General features: G+C 72.5%; 15 protein-coding genes and 1 other RNA gene. 1 reads left to right on the top strand and 15 read right to left on the bottom strand.

Annotated elements, in window-relative coordinates:
- Nucleotides 1–10 precede the first annotated feature (10 nt).
- Nucleotides 11–3,448 (top strand): chromosome segregation protein SMC, encoded by a 3,438-nt coding sequence (smc, locus tag BM333_RS06810; RefSeq protein WP_092308850.1) that lies wholly within the window; start codon nucleotides 11–13, stop codon nucleotides 3,446–3,448.
- 75 nt (nucleotides 3,449–3,523) lie between these two features.
- On the opposite strand, the gene BM333_RS06815 is transcribed toward smc, so the two are convergent.
- The 15 genes from BM333_RS06815 to BM333_RS06885 all read right to left on the bottom strand — a co-directional run bounded on the left by BM333_RS06815 (nucleotide 3,524) and on the right by BM333_RS06885 (nucleotide 18,591).
- Nucleotides 3,524–4,246 (bottom strand): WecB/TagA/CpsF family glycosyltransferase, encoded by a 723-nt coding sequence (locus tag BM333_RS06815; protein WP_092308853.1) that lies wholly within the window; start codon nucleotides 4,244–4,246, stop codon nucleotides 3,524–3,526.
- Nucleotides 4,247–4,269: 23 nt separating this feature from the next.
- Nucleotides 4,270–5,403 carry a mechanosensitive ion channel family protein gene (locus BM333_RS06820; RefSeq protein ID WP_342741661.1) on the bottom strand — a complete coding sequence of 378 codons (1,134 nt, stop codon included), beginning with the start codon at nucleotides 5,401–5,403 and terminating at the stop codon, nucleotides 4,270–4,272.
- A gap of 24 nt (nucleotides 5,404–5,427) precedes the next feature.
- Entirely contained in the window at nucleotides 5,428–6,513 is a 1,086-nt protein-coding gene (gene murG, locus BM333_RS06825) for an undecaprenyldiphospho-muramoylpentapeptide beta-N-acetylglucosaminyltransferase (RefSeq protein ID WP_092308859.1), read from the bottom strand.
- An 8-nt stretch (nucleotides 6,514–6,521) separates the two neighbouring features.
- Nucleotides 6,522–7,700 carry an FtsW/RodA/SpoVE family cell cycle protein gene (locus BM333_RS06830; protein ID WP_092308862.1) on the bottom strand — a complete coding sequence of 393 codons (1,179 nt, stop codon included), beginning with the start codon at nucleotides 7,698–7,700 and terminating at the stop codon, nucleotides 6,522–6,524.
- Nucleotides 7,697–9,073, bottom strand: coding sequence for a UDP-N-acetylmuramoyl-L-alanine--D-glutamate ligase (murD, locus tag BM333_RS06835; RefSeq protein WP_092308865.1), 1,377 nt, complete (start codon nucleotides 9,071–9,073; stop codon nucleotides 7,697–7,699). Before murD ends, BM333_RS06830 begins: the two co-directional genes overlap by 4 nt.
- A 4-nt stretch (nucleotides 9,074–9,077) precedes the next feature.
- Nucleotides 9,078–10,187: a phospho-N-acetylmuramoyl-pentapeptide-transferase gene (gene mraY, locus BM333_RS06840; protein WP_092308868.1), complete on the bottom strand. Its 1,110-nt coding sequence runs from the start codon at nucleotides 10,185–10,187 to the stop codon at nucleotides 9,078–9,080.
- A complete protein-coding gene (locus BM333_RS06845; protein WP_092308871.1) occupies nucleotides 10,187–11,602 on the bottom strand; it encodes a UDP-N-acetylmuramoyl-tripeptide--D-alanyl-D-alanine ligase in 1,416 nt (471 codons plus the stop codon). The genes mraY and BM333_RS06845 overlap by 1 nt, the downstream gene beginning before the upstream one ends.
- Nucleotides 11,595–13,049, bottom strand: a complete 1,455-nt coding sequence (locus BM333_RS06850) for a UDP-N-acetylmuramoyl-L-alanyl-D-glutamate--2,6-diaminopimelate ligase (protein ID WP_092308874.1) — start codon at nucleotides 13,047–13,049, stop codon at nucleotides 11,595–11,597. The genes BM333_RS06845 and BM333_RS06850 overlap by 8 nt, the downstream gene beginning before the upstream one ends.
- Nucleotides 13,046–14,692, bottom strand: coding sequence for a peptidoglycan D,D-transpeptidase FtsI family protein (locus BM333_RS06855; protein WP_177221837.1), 1,647 nt, complete (start codon nucleotides 14,690–14,692; stop codon nucleotides 13,046–13,048). The genes BM333_RS06850 and BM333_RS06855 overlap by 4 nt, the downstream gene beginning before the upstream one ends.
- Nucleotides 14,693–14,787: 95 nt before the next feature.
- Entirely contained in the window at nucleotides 14,788–15,228 is a 441-nt protein-coding gene (ftsL, locus tag BM333_RS06860) for a cell division protein FtsL (protein ID WP_092308879.1), read from the bottom strand.
- The gene (gene rsmH, locus BM333_RS06865) at nucleotides 15,225–16,175 is read right to left on the bottom strand and encodes a 16S rRNA (cytosine(1402)-N(4))-methyltransferase RsmH (protein WP_092308881.1); all 951 of its coding nucleotides are present in this window, start codon (nucleotides 16,173–16,175) and stop codon (nucleotides 15,225–15,227) included. The genes ftsL and rsmH overlap by 4 nt, the downstream gene beginning before the upstream one ends.
- Nucleotides 16,172–16,651 (bottom strand): division/cell wall cluster transcriptional repressor MraZ, encoded by a 480-nt coding sequence (locus tag BM333_RS06870; protein WP_092308883.1) that lies wholly within the window; start codon nucleotides 16,649–16,651, stop codon nucleotides 16,172–16,174. Before BM333_RS06870 ends, rsmH begins: the two co-directional genes overlap by 4 nt.
- Nucleotides 16,652–16,979: 328 nt before the next feature.
- Nucleotides 16,980–17,356: RNase P RNA component class A (rnpB, locus tag BM333_RS06875), an RNA gene on the bottom strand.
- 6 nt (nucleotides 17,357–17,362) lie between these two features.
- Nucleotides 17,363–17,878, bottom strand: coding sequence for a DUF6678 family protein (locus BM333_RS06880; protein ID WP_092308886.1), 516 nt, complete (start codon nucleotides 17,876–17,878; stop codon nucleotides 17,363–17,365).
- 11 nt (nucleotides 17,879–17,889) lie between these two features.
- A complete protein-coding gene (locus BM333_RS06885; RefSeq protein WP_092309634.1) occupies nucleotides 17,890–18,591 on the bottom strand; it encodes a peptidoglycan recognition protein family protein in 702 nt (233 codons plus the stop codon).
- Between the last annotated feature and the right edge of the window lie 26 nt (nucleotides 18,592–18,617).

Below are 18,617 nucleotides of genomic sequence, written 5' to 3' on the forward strand. Positions count from 1 at the left end.
CGCCGCCCGGGTGCAGTTCCAGCGCCTCAGACTGGTCGGGTTCAAGTCCTTCGTCGATCCGACGGAGTTCCATATCGAGCCGGGCCTGACCGGCATCGTCGGCCCCAACGGCTGCGGCAAGTCCAATGTGCTGGAGAGCCTGCGCTGGGTGATGGGCGCCAACTCGGCCAAGGCCATGCGCGGCCAGGGCATGGACGACGTAATCTTCGCCGGCGCCGCCAACCGCCCGCCGCGCAGCCACGCCGAGGTCCAGCTGACCATCGACAACGCCCAGCGCCGGGCCCCGCAGCCGTTCACCGACAGCGCCATGCTGGAGGTGTCGCGCCGCATCGACCGGGGCCAGGGTTCGACCTACCGCATCAACGGCAAGGAAGTGCGGGCCCGCGACGTGCAGCTGCTGTTCGCCGACGCCTCGACCGGCGCCAACAGTCCGGCGCTGGTGCGCCAGGGCCAGATCAGCGAACTGATCGCCGCCAAGCCGCAGAACCGCCGCCGCATCCTCGAGGAGGCCGGCGGCGTGGCCGGGCTGCACACCCGGCGGCACGAGGCCGAGCTGCGGCTGAAGGCTGCCGAAGCCAACCTCGAGCGGCTGGACGACATCGGCCGCGAGCTGGAGACCACCCTCACCCGGCTGAAGCGCGAGGCGCGGCAGGCGGAAAAGTACAAGAAGATCTCGGCCGAGATCCGCGCCCTGCAGGCGGCGCTGCTGTACGTGCGCTGGAACGACGCGCGCGTGGCCGCGGAAGGCGCGGCGCAGGAGCTGGCCGAGGCCGACCGGGCGGTGCTGGAGGCGACCACCGCCTCGGGCCGGGCGCAGACCGCGGCGCTGAACGCCCAGGAGGCGCTGAAGCCGGCGCGCGAGGAGGATGCGGTGGCGGGGGCGCTGCTGCACCGCGCCTCGCTGGAGCGCGACCGGCTGGACATGGCCGAGCAGCAGGCGCGGGCGGAGGTCGAGCGGCTGAAGGCCGAAGCCGCGCGCATCGCCGGCGACATCGAGCGCGAGACGGCCATGGCCGGCGACGCCGAGGGCGAGCTGGCGCGGCTGTCGGCGGCGCTGGGGGCCCTGTCGGCCGAAATCGCCGCGGCTCCTGCCCGCGGGCCCGAGCTGGAGGCAGCGCTGGCGGCGGCCGAGGACGCGCGCAAGGCGGCCGACGCCGAGGTCGAGCGGGTCGCCGGGGCCGTGGCCGCGGTCGAGGCGCGGGTCTCGGCCGAGAACGCCCGCCGCCGCGACGCCGAGGCGCGGGTGGCGCGGGCCGAGGCGCAGCTGGCCTCGGCGGAGCGCGAGCGGGCGGCGCTGGGCCCGATGGAGACGCCGGAGATCGAGGCGGCGAAGGCGGCGCTGGAGCAGGCCCAGGCGGCGCTGGCGGCGGCCCGGGCGGCGGTCGAGACGGCCGAGGCCGAGCGGGGCGACAGGGCGCGGGCCGAGCAGGAGGCGCGGCAGGCGGCGCGCGCGGCCGAAGACCGGCTGGGCCGATTGCAGACCGAGGCGCGCGGGCTGGCCCAGCTGCTGGTCCAGGGCAAGCGCGAGCATCCTCCGGCGCTGGACCGGGTGCGGGCTGACAAGGGCTATGAGGCGGCGCTGGCGGCGGCGCTGGGCGACGATCTGGACGCGGCGCTGGACGCGCGGGCGGCGGCCTACTGGGCCGGGGCGGACGTCCCCTCCCCGGTCTGGCCTTCCGGAGTGGAGCCGCTGGCGGTGCGGGTCGACGCGCCGGATCAGCTGAAGGCGCGGCTGGCGCTGTGCGGCGTGGCGGCGCGCGGCGAGGTCGAGGCTTTGGCGAAAGCGCTGCCGGTGGGAGCGCGGCTGGTCACGGTCGAGGGCGACCTGTGGCGCTGGGACGGCTTCGTGCAGCGGGCCGAGGCGCCGCGCCCGGCGGCGGTGCGGCTGGCGCAGCGCACCCGGCTGTCCGAGCTGGAAGCCGAGATCGACGCCGGCAAGCCGGCGCTGGAGGCGGCCCAGGCGACGCTGAAGGCGGCCACAGAGGCTTTCCGCGCGGCCGAGGAGGCGGTCAAGGCGGCGCGGGCGGCGCCCTTCCCGCTCGACAAGGCGGTCGGCGCGGCGCGCGACCGGGTCGAGGCGCTGGCGCGCGAACAGGCGCGCAAGGAGGCGCGGGCGCAGGCGCTGGACGAGACCCTGGAGCGGCTGACCGCCGAGGTCGAGGCGGCGCGGGCGGCGCTGGCCGAGGCGCAGGGGACCGAGGCGCCGTCGGAGACGCTGGAGGGCCTGCGCGCCGAACTGTCGGCGGCGCGGGCGGCGGCGGACGCGGCGCGGGGCGCGGCCGCCGAGGCGCGGCTGGCGCGGGACGCGGAGGCTCGGGAAGTGGCTGGGCGGCAGGCGCGGCTGGACGGCCTGGTGCGCGAGCGCGACGGCTGGGCCGGACGGGCGAAGGACGCCAAGGCGCGCATCGTCACGCTGGAGAAGGAGGCGGAGAAGACCGCGGCCCGCCTGCAGGCGGCGGCGGATGCGCCGGACCAGCTGGCGGCGCAGCGCTCGACCCTGCTGGACGCCCTGACCTCGGCCGAGACCCGTCGGAGGGCGGCGGCGGACGCCCTGGCCACGGCCGAGGCCGCCGCGGGCGAGGCCGACCGGGCGGCGCGGGCCGCCGAGAGCGCCGCCTCGCAGGCGCGCGAGGCCCGGGCCGGGCTGGCGGCGCGGGCCGAGGCGGCCGCGGAACGGCTGGCCGAGGCCGAGCAGAACGTGCGCGAGACGGCGCAGATGTCGCCCGAGGAACTGGGCCAGAAGCTGCAGGACGACGCCATCGCACGCCCGCCCGACGCCGCCGGGGCCGAGAGCCTGCTCTACGGCCTGGAGCGCGAGCGGGAAGCGCTGGGCGCGGTCAACCTGCTGGCCGAGGAGGAAGCCAACGAATACGGCGACCGGCTGCAGACCATGAAGGTCGAGCGCTCGGACCTGACGTCGGCCATCGCCAAGCTCCGCGACGGGATCGATGAGTTGAACGCCGAGGGGCGCGAACGGCTGATCGCCGCCTTCGACATCATCAACGACAACTTCAAGACCCTGTTCGAGGCCCTGTTCGGCGGCGGCCAGGCCGAACTGAAGCTGGTGGAGTCGGACGACCCGCTGGAGGCGGGGCTGGAGATCTACGCCTGCCCGCCGGGCAAGCGGCTGGCGGTGATGAGCCTGATGTCGGGGGGCGAGCAGGCCCTGACGGCGGCGGCGCTGATCTTCGCCGTGTTCCTCGCCAATCCGGCCCCGGTCTGCGTGCTGGACGAGGTCGACGCACCGCTGGACGACGCGAACGTGGACCGTTTCTGCCGCATGCTGGACGAGATGCGGAAGCGCACCGACACCCGCTTCATCGTCATCACCCACAACCCGGTGACCATGAGCCGGATGGACCGGTTGTACGGCGTGACCATGCCGGAGCGGGGTGTAAGCCAGCTGGTCAGCGTGGACCTGACGCAGGCGGAGAAGCTGGTGGCGTGAGGCGGCCGGTGATCGTGGCTGGCGGCTGGCCAAACCGCCGGGGATGTCCACCGGCCACCAGCCGCCGGTCGCCAATCACCCCTTCAGCACTTCCGTCTTCAGGAACCAGCCGAAGATGGCCGGCCCCTCGATCACATAGCGGCGGAACATGCGGCGGGGCTGGCTGGCGAGGCGGTGCAGCCATTCCAGCGACAGGCGCTGGAAGATGGCCGGGGCGCGGTGCTGGCGGCCGGTGAGGAAGTCGACCGAGGCGCCGACGCAGAGGGTGACGCCGCGCTCGCGGCCGGCGATGCGCAGGGCGTGGGCGAACATCTCCTGCTTGGGAAACGAGACGCAGGCGAGGAGAACGTCCCATTCAGCCTTCGCGGCGGCGTCGACGGCGGCCAGCCAGGCCGGCGTGCCGGGGGTCAGCATCGGGGCCTCGAGGAAGACGAAGCGGCGGCGCGGGAAGCGCGCCTGGAGGGTGTGGAAGGCCTCGAGGTCGGGTCCGAACACGGCCCAGGTCAGGTCCGCCCCGACCTCGGAAGCAAGCAGGTCGGCGGTCAGGTCGGAGCCCGGATAGACCGACAGTCGGCGGCCGCGCAGGCGGGCGAGGTGGGCGAGGATGCGGCTGTCGCAGATGTGCAGGGCGGCGCCGCGATAGACGTCGGCGGGGACGCGCCCGTCCATCAGCTTGATGACGTGGTCAACGTTGGGGGTGACGACGTAACCGTAGGGACCGCGGGCGCGCTCGGCCACCCCGGCCAGCAGGGCGGGGCGGTCGCCGTCGGCGAAGTCCAGCGTCATGAAGCGGGTCATGGACCGAGACTAGCCGGCCGGGGTCAACGCGAGGTTACGCCCTTCCCCTCCGTCATCCGCTCCAGCGCGAGCCGGTCGCGCGGCAGGGCCTCGGGGCACTGGTCGCGCATGAAGGCCAGCATCTTCTCGCGGATGTCGCAGCGCAGGTCGAAGACCACCGCGCCGTTGCGGCCGCTGGCGAGGCAGCGGACCTGGGCAACCCGGTCGGTGATGTCGGTGACCTGCAGGCTGACCACATCGCCGTCCCATAGCGGGCTCTCGCGGCAGATGCGCTCCAGCTCGGCGCGCAGCCGATCGATCGGCGCCTCGTAGTCGACGTAGAGGACGGCCGTGCCGATCAGGCGGGCGGTCTCGCGGGTCCAGTTCTGGAACGGCTTCTGGATGAAGTGGGTCAGCGGCAGGACCATGCGCCGCCAGTCCCACAGCTTGACGACGACGTAGGTGGAGGTGATCTCCTCGACGGTGCCCCATTCGCCCTCGACAATGACCGCGTCGTCGATTCGGATCGGCTGGGTCATGGCGATCTGGATGCCGGCCAGCAGGTTGGTCAGCACCGGCTGAAGAGCGAAGCCGGCGATGATGCCGACGACGCCGGCCGAGGCGAGGATGCTGACCCCCCACTGCCGGAAGCCGGCGATGGTCATCAGGGCCAGGCCGAGGGTGACGAGCGCGATCACCACCTTGGCGACCTTCTGCAGGATGCGCGTCTGGGTGATGTGCTTGCGGGCGACGAGGTTGTCCTCGGTCTGGATGTTGAAGCGCCGCATGTAGACGACGGCCCACATGTCCATGACGCCGGCTGCCAGCCAGCCGGCGGTCAGGATGCCGAGGAACAGCAGCACCGAGCGGATCTGCGCCGACGGCAGCGGGTCCATGGGCGACACCGTGACACCGATGCCGATCGCCGCCAGCACCATGAGGATGCGGAACTTGATGCGGCCGCGTTCGACCACGCCGCGCCAGAACACGTCCCGCTTGCGCACAAGCCGGCGCAGGATGCCGAACAGCAGCTTGTGGGCCAGCCAGCCGCCGCCCACGAAGACCAGCAGGACAAGGCCGATCACGGCCCATTCCGGCAGCCAGTCGAAGCGCCGCCACAGCCGGGTGACCGCGGCGGTCAGGTCGGTGATCCAGATCGGCATCCAGCTTAAGCGCACGGACGCCGGGGCGGTTTCCCGAGCTCAGCCGGCGGCGGCTTCGACCATGTCGGCCAGCCGGGCCGTGGCGTCCGGCAGTGCGGCCGAGCGGGCGCCCGCGCTCATCGCCGCCAGCCGCGAGGGATCGGAGAGCAGGCGCTCCAGAACGGCGGCCATACCGTCCACAGTCACGTCGTCCTCCAGCACCATCTCGGCGCCGCCGGCCTCGACCAGCGACAGGGCGTTGAACCGCTGGTGATCGTCGGTGGCGATCTTCAGGGGCACGAGCAACGAGGGCACGCCGGCGACGGCCAGCTCGGCGCAGGTCGAGGCGCCCGCGCGGCCGATGACCAGGTGGGCGCCGGACAGGCGGGCGGCCATGTCGCGGAAGAAGGGGGCCACCTCGGCCTCGATCCCGGCGTCGAGGTAGATATGGCGGGCGGCCTCGAGGCTTTCGGCGCGGGCCTGCTGCTGGACCTTCAGTCGGGCGCGCAGGGTCTCCGGCAAGGCGGCGAGGGCGCGGGGCGTGGTCTCGGCGAGGATGCGGGCGCCCTGGCTGCCGCCGGTGACAAGGACGTGGATCGGCCCGTCGGGGGCCGGAGCGACGAAGGGGCGCTCGTGGAGAGCGCGGATGTCGGGGCGGACCGGATTGCCGACGAGGGTCACGCGGGCGCCGACCGCCTGCGGAACCCTCTGCAGGTTGGGAAAGGCGGCGGCGACGGCGGCGACCCAAGGCGCCAGCCAGCGGTTGGTGCGGCCGAGCACCGCGTTCTGCTCGTGCAGCAGGGTCGGACGCCGCTGGCTGAGCGCGGCCAGCAGGGCCGGCGCGGACGGATAGCCGCCGAAACCGACCACGACGGCGGCGTCGAGGCGGTTCAGGGCGCTCCGCGCCTGGGTCACCCCCCTGAGGATCGCCATGCCGGCCTTGGCCAGACCTATGGGGCCGCTACCGGTGGCGGCGTCGAGCGCCAGGCGCTCATCGGCCGGAAAGGCGTGGGCGTATTGCTCGCCGCGGCGGTCGGTGGCCAGCACGATGCGCCAGCCGCGGACCTGCAGCTCGCGGGCCAGGGCCTCGGCCGGGAACATGTGCCCGCCGGTGCCCCCGGCGGCGACGACGCAGACTCTGGACACGCTCGAACTCACGGCAGGATGCGCCGGCGGTCCGGCAGGGTGGCGCCCGGCTCGTAGGCGCCGGGGCGACGGCGGGTCAGGCTGAGGGCGAAGCCCATGGTCAGGCCCATGGCCAGCATGGACGAGCCGCCGTAGCTGATGAAGGGCAGGGTCATGCCCTTGGTCGGGATCAGGTTCAGGTTCACCGCGATGTTGATGCAGGCCTGCAGGCCGATGAGCATGAACAGGCCGGCGGCGGCGGTCTGCTCAAAGGGGTCGTTCAGCTTCATCGCCTTGCGCATGCCGCGCAGCACGATGAAGGCGTAGAGGCCGATCATCGCGAGGCTGAGGACCAGCCCGAACTCCTCGGCGCCGACCGAATAGATGAAGTCGGTGTGCAGGTCGGGCACATAGCGCTTCATCACCCCCTCGCCGATGCCCCGGCCGACCAGCCCGCCGGCGCGGATGGCCTCGGAGGCCCGGTCGATCTGGTGGGTGTCGGTGGTCTCCGGCGACAGAAAGCGACTCAGGCGGTCGCGCATGTGGCCGAAGGTGAAATACAGGCCGACCACCCCGGCGGCGCCGGCGGCGGCGAGGGCGGCCACCCACTTCAGCGGCACCCCGGCCATGAAGAAGACGGCCATGAAGGTGGTGGTGATAAGCAAGGTCTGGCCGATGTCGGGCTGGATCAGCAGCAGGCCGACGGTCAGGGCCCAGAAGCCGAAGGCGATCGAGACCCCCGGCACGCCCTGCCCCTTCTGGGTCTCGGCGAACATCCAGGCGGCGAAGACGATCAGCGAGGGCTTGGCGAACTCGGACGGCTGCAGGCTGAACGGGCCGAGGTTCACCCAGCGCGCGGCGCCCTTCACCTCGTTGCCGATGAACGGCAGGGCGGCCATGACGACGATGGCCCCGACCAGCGCCAGCACCGCAATGCGGCGGACGCCGCGCGGCGAAAGCAGCGAGGTGGTCAGCATGATCGCCACCCCCATCGAGGCCCAGACCATCATGCGCCACGAGTAGTGGAAGGGATCGACGATCGACTGGTCGGCGTTGATGGCGGCCGGGCTGGAGGCGAAGCTCAGCGCCACCCCCAGGCCGATCAGGGTCAGGGCCGCGGCGAGCAGGCCGCGGTCGACGGTCCAGAACCATTTGGCGATCGGGCCCTGGTCCAGACGGGAGAAGGCGGGGCTGTAGCTTTCGCTCATGACGCGCTCGCGGGAACGGCGCCGAGGGCGAGGGCGGCGGCGCGGAAGGCCTCTCCCCTCGCCTCGAAGTCGGGATACTGGTCGAAGCTGGCCGCGGCGGGGCTGAGCAGCACCACCTCGTCGCGCCCGGTGGCCGCGGCGGCCTCGTACGCCTGCCGGACGGCGCTGGCCATGTCGCGGCTGATCCGGTGCGGGGTGTCGCCGAGGCGGGCCGCGAAGGGTCCGGCCGCCTCGCCGATCAGGAAGGCCTCGACCACCCGGGGGAACAGGTCCTCCAGATCGTCGATCCCGCCGGACTTGGCCCGACCGCCGGCGATCCAGAAGCTGCGGTCGTAAGCGGACAGCGCCTGCCGCGCCGCGTCGGCGTTGGTGGCCTTGGAATCGTTGACGAACTCGACGCGGCCGAGCCGGCCGACGGTCTCCATCCGATGGGCGAGGCCGGGGAAGGTGAGAAGGCCTTCGAGGACCTTGTCGCGCGGCACGCCGAGGGCGCGGGCGGCCGCCCAGGCGAAGGCGGCGTTCTGGGCGTTGTGGCGCCCCCGAAGCGAGCGGGCCGCCCTGAAGTCGATCCGCCCGTCCGCCCCCGTCAACTCGCCGGGAGCGGCCATGATGTCGGCGGCATCGCCGCTGGTGGACACCGAGGCGACCGCCCGCCCGTCGGCCTTGAGGCGGGCCGTCGTGTCGCGCCCCCACGGATCGTCGACGCCGACCAGCGCCAGCCCGGAGCGGGCGAAGATGCGCCGCTTGGCCGCAACGTAACCGTCCATGCCGCCATGGCGGTCGAGGTGATCGGGGCTGATGTTGATGAGGATGGCCACGTCCGGCGCGAAGCGGGTGGTCAGGTCCAGCTGGTAGCTCGACACCTCGACCACATAGACCGCGTCCGGGGTCGGGGCCGGCAGGGCCAGCACGCCGATGCCGATGTTGCCGCCGACGTGCACGGTCATGCCAGTCTGCTTCAGCACCCAGCCAACCAGGGCGGTGGTGGTGGACTTGCCATTGGTGCCGGTGATGGCCACCACCCGCGGCCGCTGTTCGTCCGGCAGGGCGGCCAGCGCGCGGGCGAACAGCTCGATGTCGCCGATCACCTCGATTCCGGCGACCTTCGCCTTGTCCACGGTCCAGTGCGGCCTGGGGTGCGTCAGCGGCGCGCCGGGCGAGAGGACGAGCGCCGCAAAGTCCGACCAGTCGGCGGCGGTGAGGTCATCGACAGCGAAGCCCTCGGCCTCGGCCTGCATGCGGCTGGAGACGCTGTCGTCCCACAGCACCGGCAGGGCCCCGCCGGCCTTCAGCGCACGCGCGGCCGTCAGTCCCGACCTGCCGAGGCCGAAGACCGCGATCCTCCGCCCTTCGAAGCCGGGGACCGGGATCATGGCGTCAGCGCAGCTTGAGGGTGGCGAGGCCGGCGAGCGCCAGCATGGCCGCCACGATCCAGAAGCGGATCACCACCGTCGACTCCGGCCAGCCCATCTTTTCGAAGTGGTGGTGGATCGGCGCCATCAGGAAGATGCGCTTTCCGGTGGCCTTGAAGTAGGCCACCTGGATCATCACCGAGGCGGCCTCGACCACGAACAGGCCGCCGACGATGCCCAGCACCAGCTCGTGCTTGGTGGCCACGGCGATGGCGCCGAGCGCGCCTCCCAGGGCGAGCGAGCCGGTGTCGCCCATGAAGATCTTGGCGGGCGGGGCGTTGTACCAGAGGAAGCCTACGCCGCCGCCGATGATGGCGGCGAGGAAGATCGCCAGTTCCCCCGCGCCGGGCACGTGGTGGATGCCGAGATAGTCGGAGAAGATGAAGTTGCCGGCCAGGTAGGAGATGATGCCGAAGGCGGCGGCGGCCATCATCACCGGCACGATGGCCAGGCCGTCGAGACCGTCGGTCAGGTTCACGGCGTTGGAAAAACCGACGATGGTGAAGGCGGCGAAGGCGACGTAGAACCAGCCGACATTGAGCAGCACCGCCTTGAAGAACGGAAAGGCGATCGAGGTCTCGAGACCGGGCGAAGTCGGCGAAGCCTTCATCCAGAGCACCGTCAGCACGCCTGCGACGATCGACACCACGGTCTGGGCGAGAAGCTTCTGTCTCGAGGTCAGGCCGGCAGAGGACTGTTTGGACACCTTGGCGTAGTCGTCGACGAAGCCGAGCACGCCGAAGGCCGCGGTGACCAGCGATACGATCCAGATATAGGGATTGGTCAGGTCGCCCCAGAGGAAGACCGCCACCGCGATGCCGGCCAGGATCATCAGTCCGCCCATCGTCGGCGTGCCGACCTTGGACAGGTGGGTGACCGGACCGTCGGAGCGAATCGGCTGTCCCTTGCCCTGCTTGACGCGCATCCAGGCGATGAAGCGGCTGCCCATGGCGACCGCGACGATCATGGCCGTGGCCATGGCCAGGGCCACCCGCACGGTCTGGTACTGGACCAGGTTCAGCAGCGGATAATCCTGCGCCACGTCGGCGTAGTAGAGATAGAGCAGGTAGAACATCAGGCGGCCCCCTCATCCGCTTGGCCGAGTCCGGCGAGCGCCTTCGCGACGAGCGAGGCCCTGGAGCCGTTCGATCCCTTGACCATGATGACATCGCCGGGCGCGACCAGCGTCGCCGCCTCCGCCGCCAGCTCGGCGGCGGACTCGCGCCACAGTCCCCGCCGATCGGGGGGCAGGACGTCGTGCAGGCGCTTCATCCCGGGTCCGGCCGTATGGACGAGGTCGAGCCCCGCTTCGACGATCGGCCCGGCCAGCCCTTCGTGCAGGGCGCGGGACTGGTCGCCCAGCTCCAGCATGTCGGTGAGCACCACGACGCGCCGGCCGCCCGCGGTCACCGGACGCGCCCCGAGGCTTCGGAAGCCGGCCGCCATCGACAGCGGATTGGCGTTGTAGCTCTCGTCGACGAGGGTGAAGGCGCCGCCGGGTGCGTGCACCACGGTGCTCTGCCCCCGGCCCGCCAGCGGCCGGAACTCGGCCAGCGCGGCCAAGGACGTCTCCAGCGGCACGTCGAGCGCATCCAGCATCAGCAGGACGCACAGGCTGTTCATGCCCCAGTGGAAGCCAGACTGGGCGAGCGGGAAGTCGAGGGGCCGGCCGAACAGCTCGGCCTTCACCCGCGCGCCCTGCCCATTGGGACGGAAATCGATCAGGCGCGCGTCGCTGCCGGCGCTGGTTCCGAAGGTGACGGGCCGCGCGCCGGCCCGGCAGGCGGCGGCGTCGAGGACCACGGCGAAGGCCACGTCGCCGTTGAGGACGGCCGCGCCGCCTTCCGCCAGACCCTCGAAGATGGAGGCCTTCTCGGCCGCCACGCCCGCCTCGCCGTTGGCGAAGGCCTCGATGTGCACCGGTCCGACGGTGGTCACGCAGGCGGCGTGGGGCCGGACCATGCGCGACAGCGGCGCGATCTCGCCGGGGGCGTTCATGCCGATCTCGAACACCGCCCGCTCGACGCCGCGCGGCATGCGGGCCAGCGTCAGCGGCACGCCGATGTGGTTGTTGTAGCTCTTGATCGAGGCGTGGGCGGGCCCTGCCAGGTCGAGACCGGCCTTGATCGCCTGGGTGACGCTGGTCTTGCCGACGGAGCCGGTGACCGCGCCGCGCCGCACGTGCGGCGCCCGCTCGCGCGAGGCGACGCCGAGCGCTTCGAGCGCCTTCAGGGTGTCCTCTTCGACCACCACGCAGGGACCGCCCTCGACAGGCCGGTTCGTCAGGGCGCCGGCGGCGCCGGCGGCGAAGGCGGCGGCGGCGAAGTCGTGACCGTCGCGCGCGCCCTTCAACGCGACGAACAGGTCGCCCGGCGCGGTCTCGCGGCTGTTGTAGGTGATGCCGGCCGCCTCGAACGGCGCGCCGGACAGCGTTCCTCCGACAGCGGAGGCGATCTCCGCGGAGGTCCAGAGGGGGGTGGCGTCAGGCATGGATGCGCAGGGCTTCGGCGGCTTCGGTGGCGTCGTCGAAGGGGTGGGTCACCCCGCCGACGATCTGTCCCTGTTCATGCCCTTTTCCGGCGATCACCACCACATCCCCGTCACGCATCATCGACACCGCGAGGTGGATGGCGCGGCGGCGATCGCCGACCTCCTGCGCGTCGGGGCAGCCTTGCCGCACCGCGCGCCGGATTTCGGCCGGATCCTCCGAGCGCGGATTGTCGTCGGTGACGATGGCGACGTCCGCCAGCCGCGCCGCGATCTCGCCCATCAGCGGCCGCTTGGCCCGGTCGCGGTCGCCGCCGGCGCCGAACACCACGATCAGACGTCCGACGGCGTGCGGCCGCAGGGACCGCAGCACGGTCTCCAGCCCGTCCGGGGTGTGGGCGTAGTCGACGTAGACCTCGCCGCGCCCGCCGCCGGGGATGCGCTGCATCCGCCCCTGCGCGCCCTCGAGGTGCTCCAGCGCCGCCAGCACCGCGCCCGGCTTCTCGCCACCAGCGATGCACAGGCCGGCCGCGACCAGGGCGTTCGAAGCCTGGAAGGCTCCGGCCAGCGGCAGCAGGATGTCGTGCGTCTCGCCGCCGGCGTCGATGGTCAGGCGCTGGCCCTCGGGCGTGGCGCGGCGCGCCAGCAGGGCGAGGTCGCGGCCGCGCTCCCCCACTCCCATCACCCCGAGGCCCGACATGATGCTGGTGGCGGCGAAGCTGGAGTAGGCCTCGGAGTCGGCGTTCAGCACCGCCGTGCGGCCGCGCGGCAGCAGGGCCTCGAACAGGCGGAGCTTGGCGGCCCGGTAGGCGTCCATGGTTCCGTGGTAGTCGAGATGGTCCTGGGTCAGGTTGGTGAAGGCGGCCGCCTTCAGCGACACGCCGTCGAGGCGGCGCTGGTCGATGCCGTGCGACGAGGCCTCGAGCGCCAGGTGGGTGACGCCGCCGGCGGCGAGGTCGGCCAGCAGGCGCGCCGCGTCGGCGGCGTCCGGGCTGGTCAGGCCCGGGCCGGTCAGGGCCTGGTTAACGTTACCCGCCTGCTTCAAAACCCCCAGCGTGCCCATGCTCGCCGAGGTCCGTCCGAGGCGTGCCCAGATCTGCCGGCAGAAGGCGGCGACGGAGGTCTTGCCGTTGGTGCCGGTGACCGCCACGCAGGTGGCCGGCTGGGTTCCGTAGAAGCTGCGCGCGGCGATGGCGTAGGCCCGGCGCACGTCCCCGGAGGTGACCAGCACCGGCGCGAGGGCCGCGTCGGTGTCGGCCGGGGCCAGCACGGCGGCGGCGCCCTGGGACAGGGCCTGGGGGATGAAGGCGCGTCCGTCGGCCGCCGTCCCCGGCAGGGCCACGAACAGCGAGCCGGCAGCGACCTTGCGGCTGTCGGCGGTGACCCCGGTGATCACCGGGTCAGCGGGCACGTCGCGGCGCAGCAGTTCGGACAGGCGAAGGGCGTTCATCGGCCGTCCCCCGCCACGTCCTCGAACGCGGGGACCTTTTCGCCGGTCGCCGTGCGGTAGGGGTCGGCGCGGCGCTGGACGCCGAGGAAGGGGGCGATGCGGTCGGCGATGCGGCCGACGGCGGGCGCGGCGACGTAGCCGCCGGTGCGGGGGTAGGTCCCCGGCTCGTCCACGAGGATCAGGATCGAATAGCGGCGGGCGTCCAGCGGGCCATCGGTCGGGAAGACGGCGGCGAAGGTGCCGACCGCGTGGGTCGGATCGTAGCGGCCGTTGACCAGCTTGTTGGCCGAGCCGGTCTTGCCGCCGACCCGCAGGCCGGGGGCGTCGGCGCGCGTGCCGGAGCCGCGCACCACGTTGCGGCGCATCAGCTCCAGCAGGGTCGCCGAGGTCTCGGGGGAGACCACCTGGCGGGCCTGGACGTCGCGCCGGCCGCCCTTGCGCAGGGTCAGCGGAATGAAGCGCCCCCCGTTGGTCAGGGCGCCCATGGCCGCGGTCATCTGCAGCGGCGTGATCATGACGCCGTAGCCGAACGACAGCGACGCCAAGGTGGAGTCGTCCCATTTGCGGGGACGCCGGGGCCGCGCCGACTCGTGCAGCTCGATCGGCGCGGCGTCGAGCAGACCGAAGCGGGCGAAGTAGTCGCGCATCACCTGCGGCCCCATCTCCACCGCCAGCCGCGAGGTGCCGATGTTGGACGAGTGGAGGTAGACCTCCTCCAGCGTCAGGATCTGGTTCGTGGCGTGGAAGTCGGTGATGCGGCGGTTGCCGATCATGAAGGCTTCCGAGGCGTCGAACAGGGTGTCCATGTCGGCCCGGCCGGTGTCTAGGCCGGCGGCGACGGTGAAGGTCTTGAACACCGAGCCCATCTCGTAGTGGGCGGACGTGGCGCGATTCAGGCCCTCGGTCGTCGGCCAGCTGGCCATGCCGAGGATTTCGCCGGTCTGGACGTCCGCCACGATGCCGACGGCGCCCTTGGCCTGGGTTTCCTCGGCGGCGGCGGCGAGCTCGTTCTCGAGCACGCCCTGGACGCGCAGGTCGATCGAGAGCGGGAAGGCCTGCCCCTTCTCGCCCGCGGCGCGGATCTCGCTGTTGAAGGCCAGCTCGGCGCCGGTGATGCCGACGCCGCCGCCGTCGGCCGCGCCGACGACGTGCCGGGCCGAACGGCCCAGCGGATAGACGCGGCGGTCCTCGGGCTCGAAGGTCACCCCGCCCAGCGCCAGCGCGTGCACGGCCGCCTTCTCCTGCGGCGTGAGGCCCGGCAGCACGATCAGCCGTCGCTCGCCGCTCAGCACCCGGTTCAGGCGCGCCATCGACACGCGCGGCAGCGCCCGCTTGATCTGTTGCGCGGCCAGTCGCCGGTCCCAGACCTCGTCGGGGTCGATGTAGAGGCCGTAGTGGACGATGTTGGTGGCCAGCAGGGCGCCGTTGCGATCGACCAGATCGGCCCGCGTCATGGCGAACGGGTGCTGCGCCGAGCCGCCGCCGCCTTGCGGGACGAGCAGGGCCGCGCGCGCCGCGCCGAGCGCGAGGCAGACGAAGACGAGGCTGAAAACCGCCAGGATGAGGAAGATGCGGACCCGGGTGTCCTCTTCCGGCCGGGCGTCGGCGCGGGCGCGGCCGAAGGAATGCTCGACCCACCACATGGCCTCGGCCAGCCAGCGCCACGACGGCAGGCGCGGCCGGGCGGCCCAGCCAGATCCGGGGGCGGGGCGGTCCCAGGCGTGGGGATCATGGACGCTCACTGCGCCGCCTCCGCTTCAGCGGCAGCAGCAGCCATCGACCCGGGGGCCGCGGCGTCGACCGGCGCGGCGGCGGCGGCTACGGGTTCGGGCTGCGGCCCGGCCTCGGGGATCGGCGCGATCGCGGGCAGCTGATCCACGCCCGCCTGGCGGTGGACGTCCACCGGCACAAGGCCGGCGCCGCGCGACAGAACCTCCAGCCGCGCGGGCTGCTCCAGCCGCGCCACTTCGGCCCGCAGCAGTCGTACGCGGCGGCCGTTCTGGGCGATCTGGCGCTCCAGATCGGCGATCTCCGATCCAGTGCGCGCGGCGGCCGCCTTGGCGACGTAGACCGAGAAGATCATCGCCGCGACCAGCACCACGCCGATGATCTCGACCCAGCGCACGCCGCGGATCTTCCAGGCGAACAGGCGCTGCAGGGGAAGGGTGAGGGCGCTCACGCGGCGATCCTCCCCCACGGCGCCGCGTCGGTGCGGACGGCGGCGCGAAGCTTCGCCGAGCGGGCCCGCGGGTTGGCTTCACGCTCGGCCTCGCCGGCCTCGCGCGCGCCCTTGAACTTCAACACGAAGCTGGGCTTGCGGGTCTCTACGGCGACAGGGGCGTGGCGCGAGCCGCCGGGCGCCGCGCCGCTGCGCTCGGTCAGGAAGGCCTTCACGATGCGGTCTTCCAGCGAATGGAAGGTGACCACCGCCAGCCGGCCGCCGGGCGACAGGGTCGCCTCGGCCGCTTCGAGACCGGCGCGCAGCTCGCCGAGCTCGTCGTTGACGGCGATGCGCAGCGCCTGGAACACCCGGGTGGCCGGATGGATCGGCGCGCCGCGGCGGCCGCCCAAGGCCTTCTCGACCACCTCGGCGAGATCCAGCGTGCGTTCGAACGGCCGCTCGGCCCGGCGGCGCAGGATGGCGGTCGCCACGCGTCCCGACTGGCGCTCATCGCCGTAGAGCTTGAAGATGTGGGCCAGCGGCCCGTGCTCCCAAGTGTTGACGATGTCGGCGGCGCTCTCGCCCTCGCCCGACATGCGCATGTCCAGCGGGCCGTCGCGCATGAAGGAGAAGCCGCGCTCGGCCTGGTCCAGCTGCATCGAGGACACCCCGATGTCGAACACCACGCCGTCCAGCCGCGCCGCGCCGCTGCCGGCGAAGGCCTCGGCCAGGCCGGAGAACGGGGTGCGAACGAGCCGGAACCGGCCCGGGAAGTCGTTGGCCACGGCGTCGGCGTAGGGCTGGACGGTAGGGTCGCGGTCGAGCGCGATCACCGTCGCCCCGGTTTCCAGAATGGCCCGGGTGTAGCCGCCGGCGCCGAAGGTGGCGTCGATGACGACATCGCCCGGCTTCGGCTCCAGCGCCTCGAGCACCTCGGCGAGCAGGACGGGGGCGTGCGGGCTCATGCGCCCTCCCCCGCCGGACCACGGGCGCGGGCGCGCCGCGCCGCCTCGCCCCGCTCGCGCACCGCCTGACGCGCCAGCAGGCGGCGTTCCTCGCGGCGGGCGTTCCAGCGCGCGCGATCCCAGATCTGGAAGCGCGAGCCGAGGCCGACGATGACCACGTTCTCCCTCAGCCCCGCCTCCTGGCAGAGACCCTCCGGCAGGGTGATGCGGCCGCCGCCGTCGTAGGCCAGCGGTCGCTGGCCGGCGTAGAAGGTTTCCTCCAGGGCGGTGCGCTGGTCGTCGCCGAACGGCAGTTCCTCGATCATGGCGACGTACTCGGCCATCAGCTTGTCGCCGCCGGCCTCGAGACAGTCAGACTCGATCGAGAAGAAGCAGAACACCCCGTGCTCGGCGCCGTTGTCGGCCGTGCGGAACTCCTGCGGGATCAGCAGGCGGCGCTTGCCGTCCAGTTGTTTCTCAAAGGTCGAGAGAAACACGCCCTGCCCAACTCGGACCCTTCGATCCGCCCCTCTGATCCCGATCCCACGCGACGCACGCCGCGCCCCAAACCCGGCAGGATTGGGATAGCATGGGATCAAATGGGCGACAATGGGATTAGTTGACGTCCGTTAACTGTCACGCTGCGCCGAAACCTTGGGCCACAACTGGAACATACATGGAACATCCAAGATGTTCACAGGCTGGGGACAGGGGCCGCCGGGCCTTGCACAGCAACGGGTCAGGACGGGAAAAAGCCGGCGGCGACGCGCCACGCGGCCGCGGTCCGGAGGCCGCCCGGGCCCTTCCAGGCGTGGTCGGAAGAAAAATGCCAGACGGCCTGTAAGCCGGGTTCTGTTCCGTCCCGAAGGACGGCGACGATCATTCCTCTGGACCGGCCATTGCTGACCGGTTCTCGCGACCTACCCGGACGCCTCGGGCGGTGAACCCTGCGGGCGAACCCGCGCGACGTCCCTATTCGGTCTTGCTCCAGGCGGGGCTTGCCATGCCGGTCGCGTTGCCGAGACCGCGGTGGGCTCTTACCCCACCCTTTCACCCTTCCCGGCCTCGCAAGGCCGGAGGTTTGCTTTCTGTGGCGCTATCCCTCGGGTCGCCCCGGGCGGAAGTTATCCGCCGCCTTCTCACCGTGGAGCCCGGACTTTCCTCGACGGAGCGAGCCCCGCCGCGACCGCCCGGCCGTCTGGCGGCTTCTAGGTGGGCGTTTCCGAAGGCGGCGTCAACGTCGCCGGATCGGCGGGGGCGTAGCCGTAGATCCAGAAGGTGCGGGCTTCGTCCTCACGGTAGGGGATATGAAGGCGCTCCAGCACGCGGCGAAAGGCGTCGGCGCAGTCGATCACCTCATCGGCGACCAGTCGCCCCCGGGGCCTGCGGTGGCGCGGGACCACGCGCAGCCACTCGACGGCCCAGGCGGCGTCGCCCAGTTCCGACCAGCCGCCCCAGCCGCCGGCCAGCGCCTCGGGGTCCGCCAGCGGCTCGCGCTCGCCCAGCACGGACTGCAACTGGAAGGCCGGCGGGAACGGCAGCTCGGCGTACACGGCTTCGCACAGCGCGCGCCAGCGGGTGTCGTTCATGAACGAGGCGAGGCCGCGTCGTTCGACCGCAGCGCGCACCTCGGCCCTGAACTTCGGCTTCTCGACCTCGAGCCAGCGCTGCTGACGCGCCTCGAGGTCGGCGGCGCGGCGAGCCGCCCGGTCGGCCTTCGTCATCTGCCCGCCGCTCACGAGAGCACGCCCGTCACGCTCTCCGCCGTCGCCAGCTGAAGCACGCCCATCAGGGTGGCGCGGGTCTCGCCGTCGGCGACGCCATCGACTCGGGTCGGCCGCCAGTGACGCTGGAAGGCCTCGACGGTGATGCGGGTCTCGTCGTCGTAGTCGCCGCCGGGCTGCAGGCCGTAGCCGAGGCGGTGCAGGCCGGCGCGCAGCACGATCACGCCCAGTCCGTCGTCGCCTGGCCCCAGCGGCGCGCCGAGGGCCGAGATGCGCTCTTCGGCCGGCTCGAACCATAGACCGTGGCCCTCCACGGCGAGCCGCTTCCACGGAAAACGCTCGCCGGGATCCTGCTTCCGATCCGGCGCGAGGTCGGAATGGCCGATGATGCGGGCGTCGGGGATGGTCCAGCGGCCGCGGATGTCGGCCGCCAGCTCCAGCACCGCCGCCACCTGGGCCTCCGGAAAGTCGCGATAGCCGAACTCGTGCCCCGGATTGACGATCTCGACGCCGATCGAGGCGGCGTTGCAGTCGGTCTCGCCCTGCCAGACCCCGCGCCCGGCGTGCCACGCCCGCCGCTCCTCCGGCACCAGCCGCAGGATGGAGCCGTCCTCGTCGACGACGTAATGGGCCGAAACCCGTGCCGACGGATCACACAGCCGGGCGATCGCCGCCCCGGCCGTCTCCATGCCCGTGTAGTGCAGCACCAGCATGTCGGGCGGACCCCGCCGGGCGTCGA

The sequence above is a fragment of the Brevundimonas viscosa genome (genome assembly GCF_900116065.1).
GTDB classification, from domain to species: domain Bacteria; phylum Pseudomonadota; class Alphaproteobacteria; order Caulobacterales; family Caulobacteraceae; genus Brevundimonas; species Brevundimonas viscosa.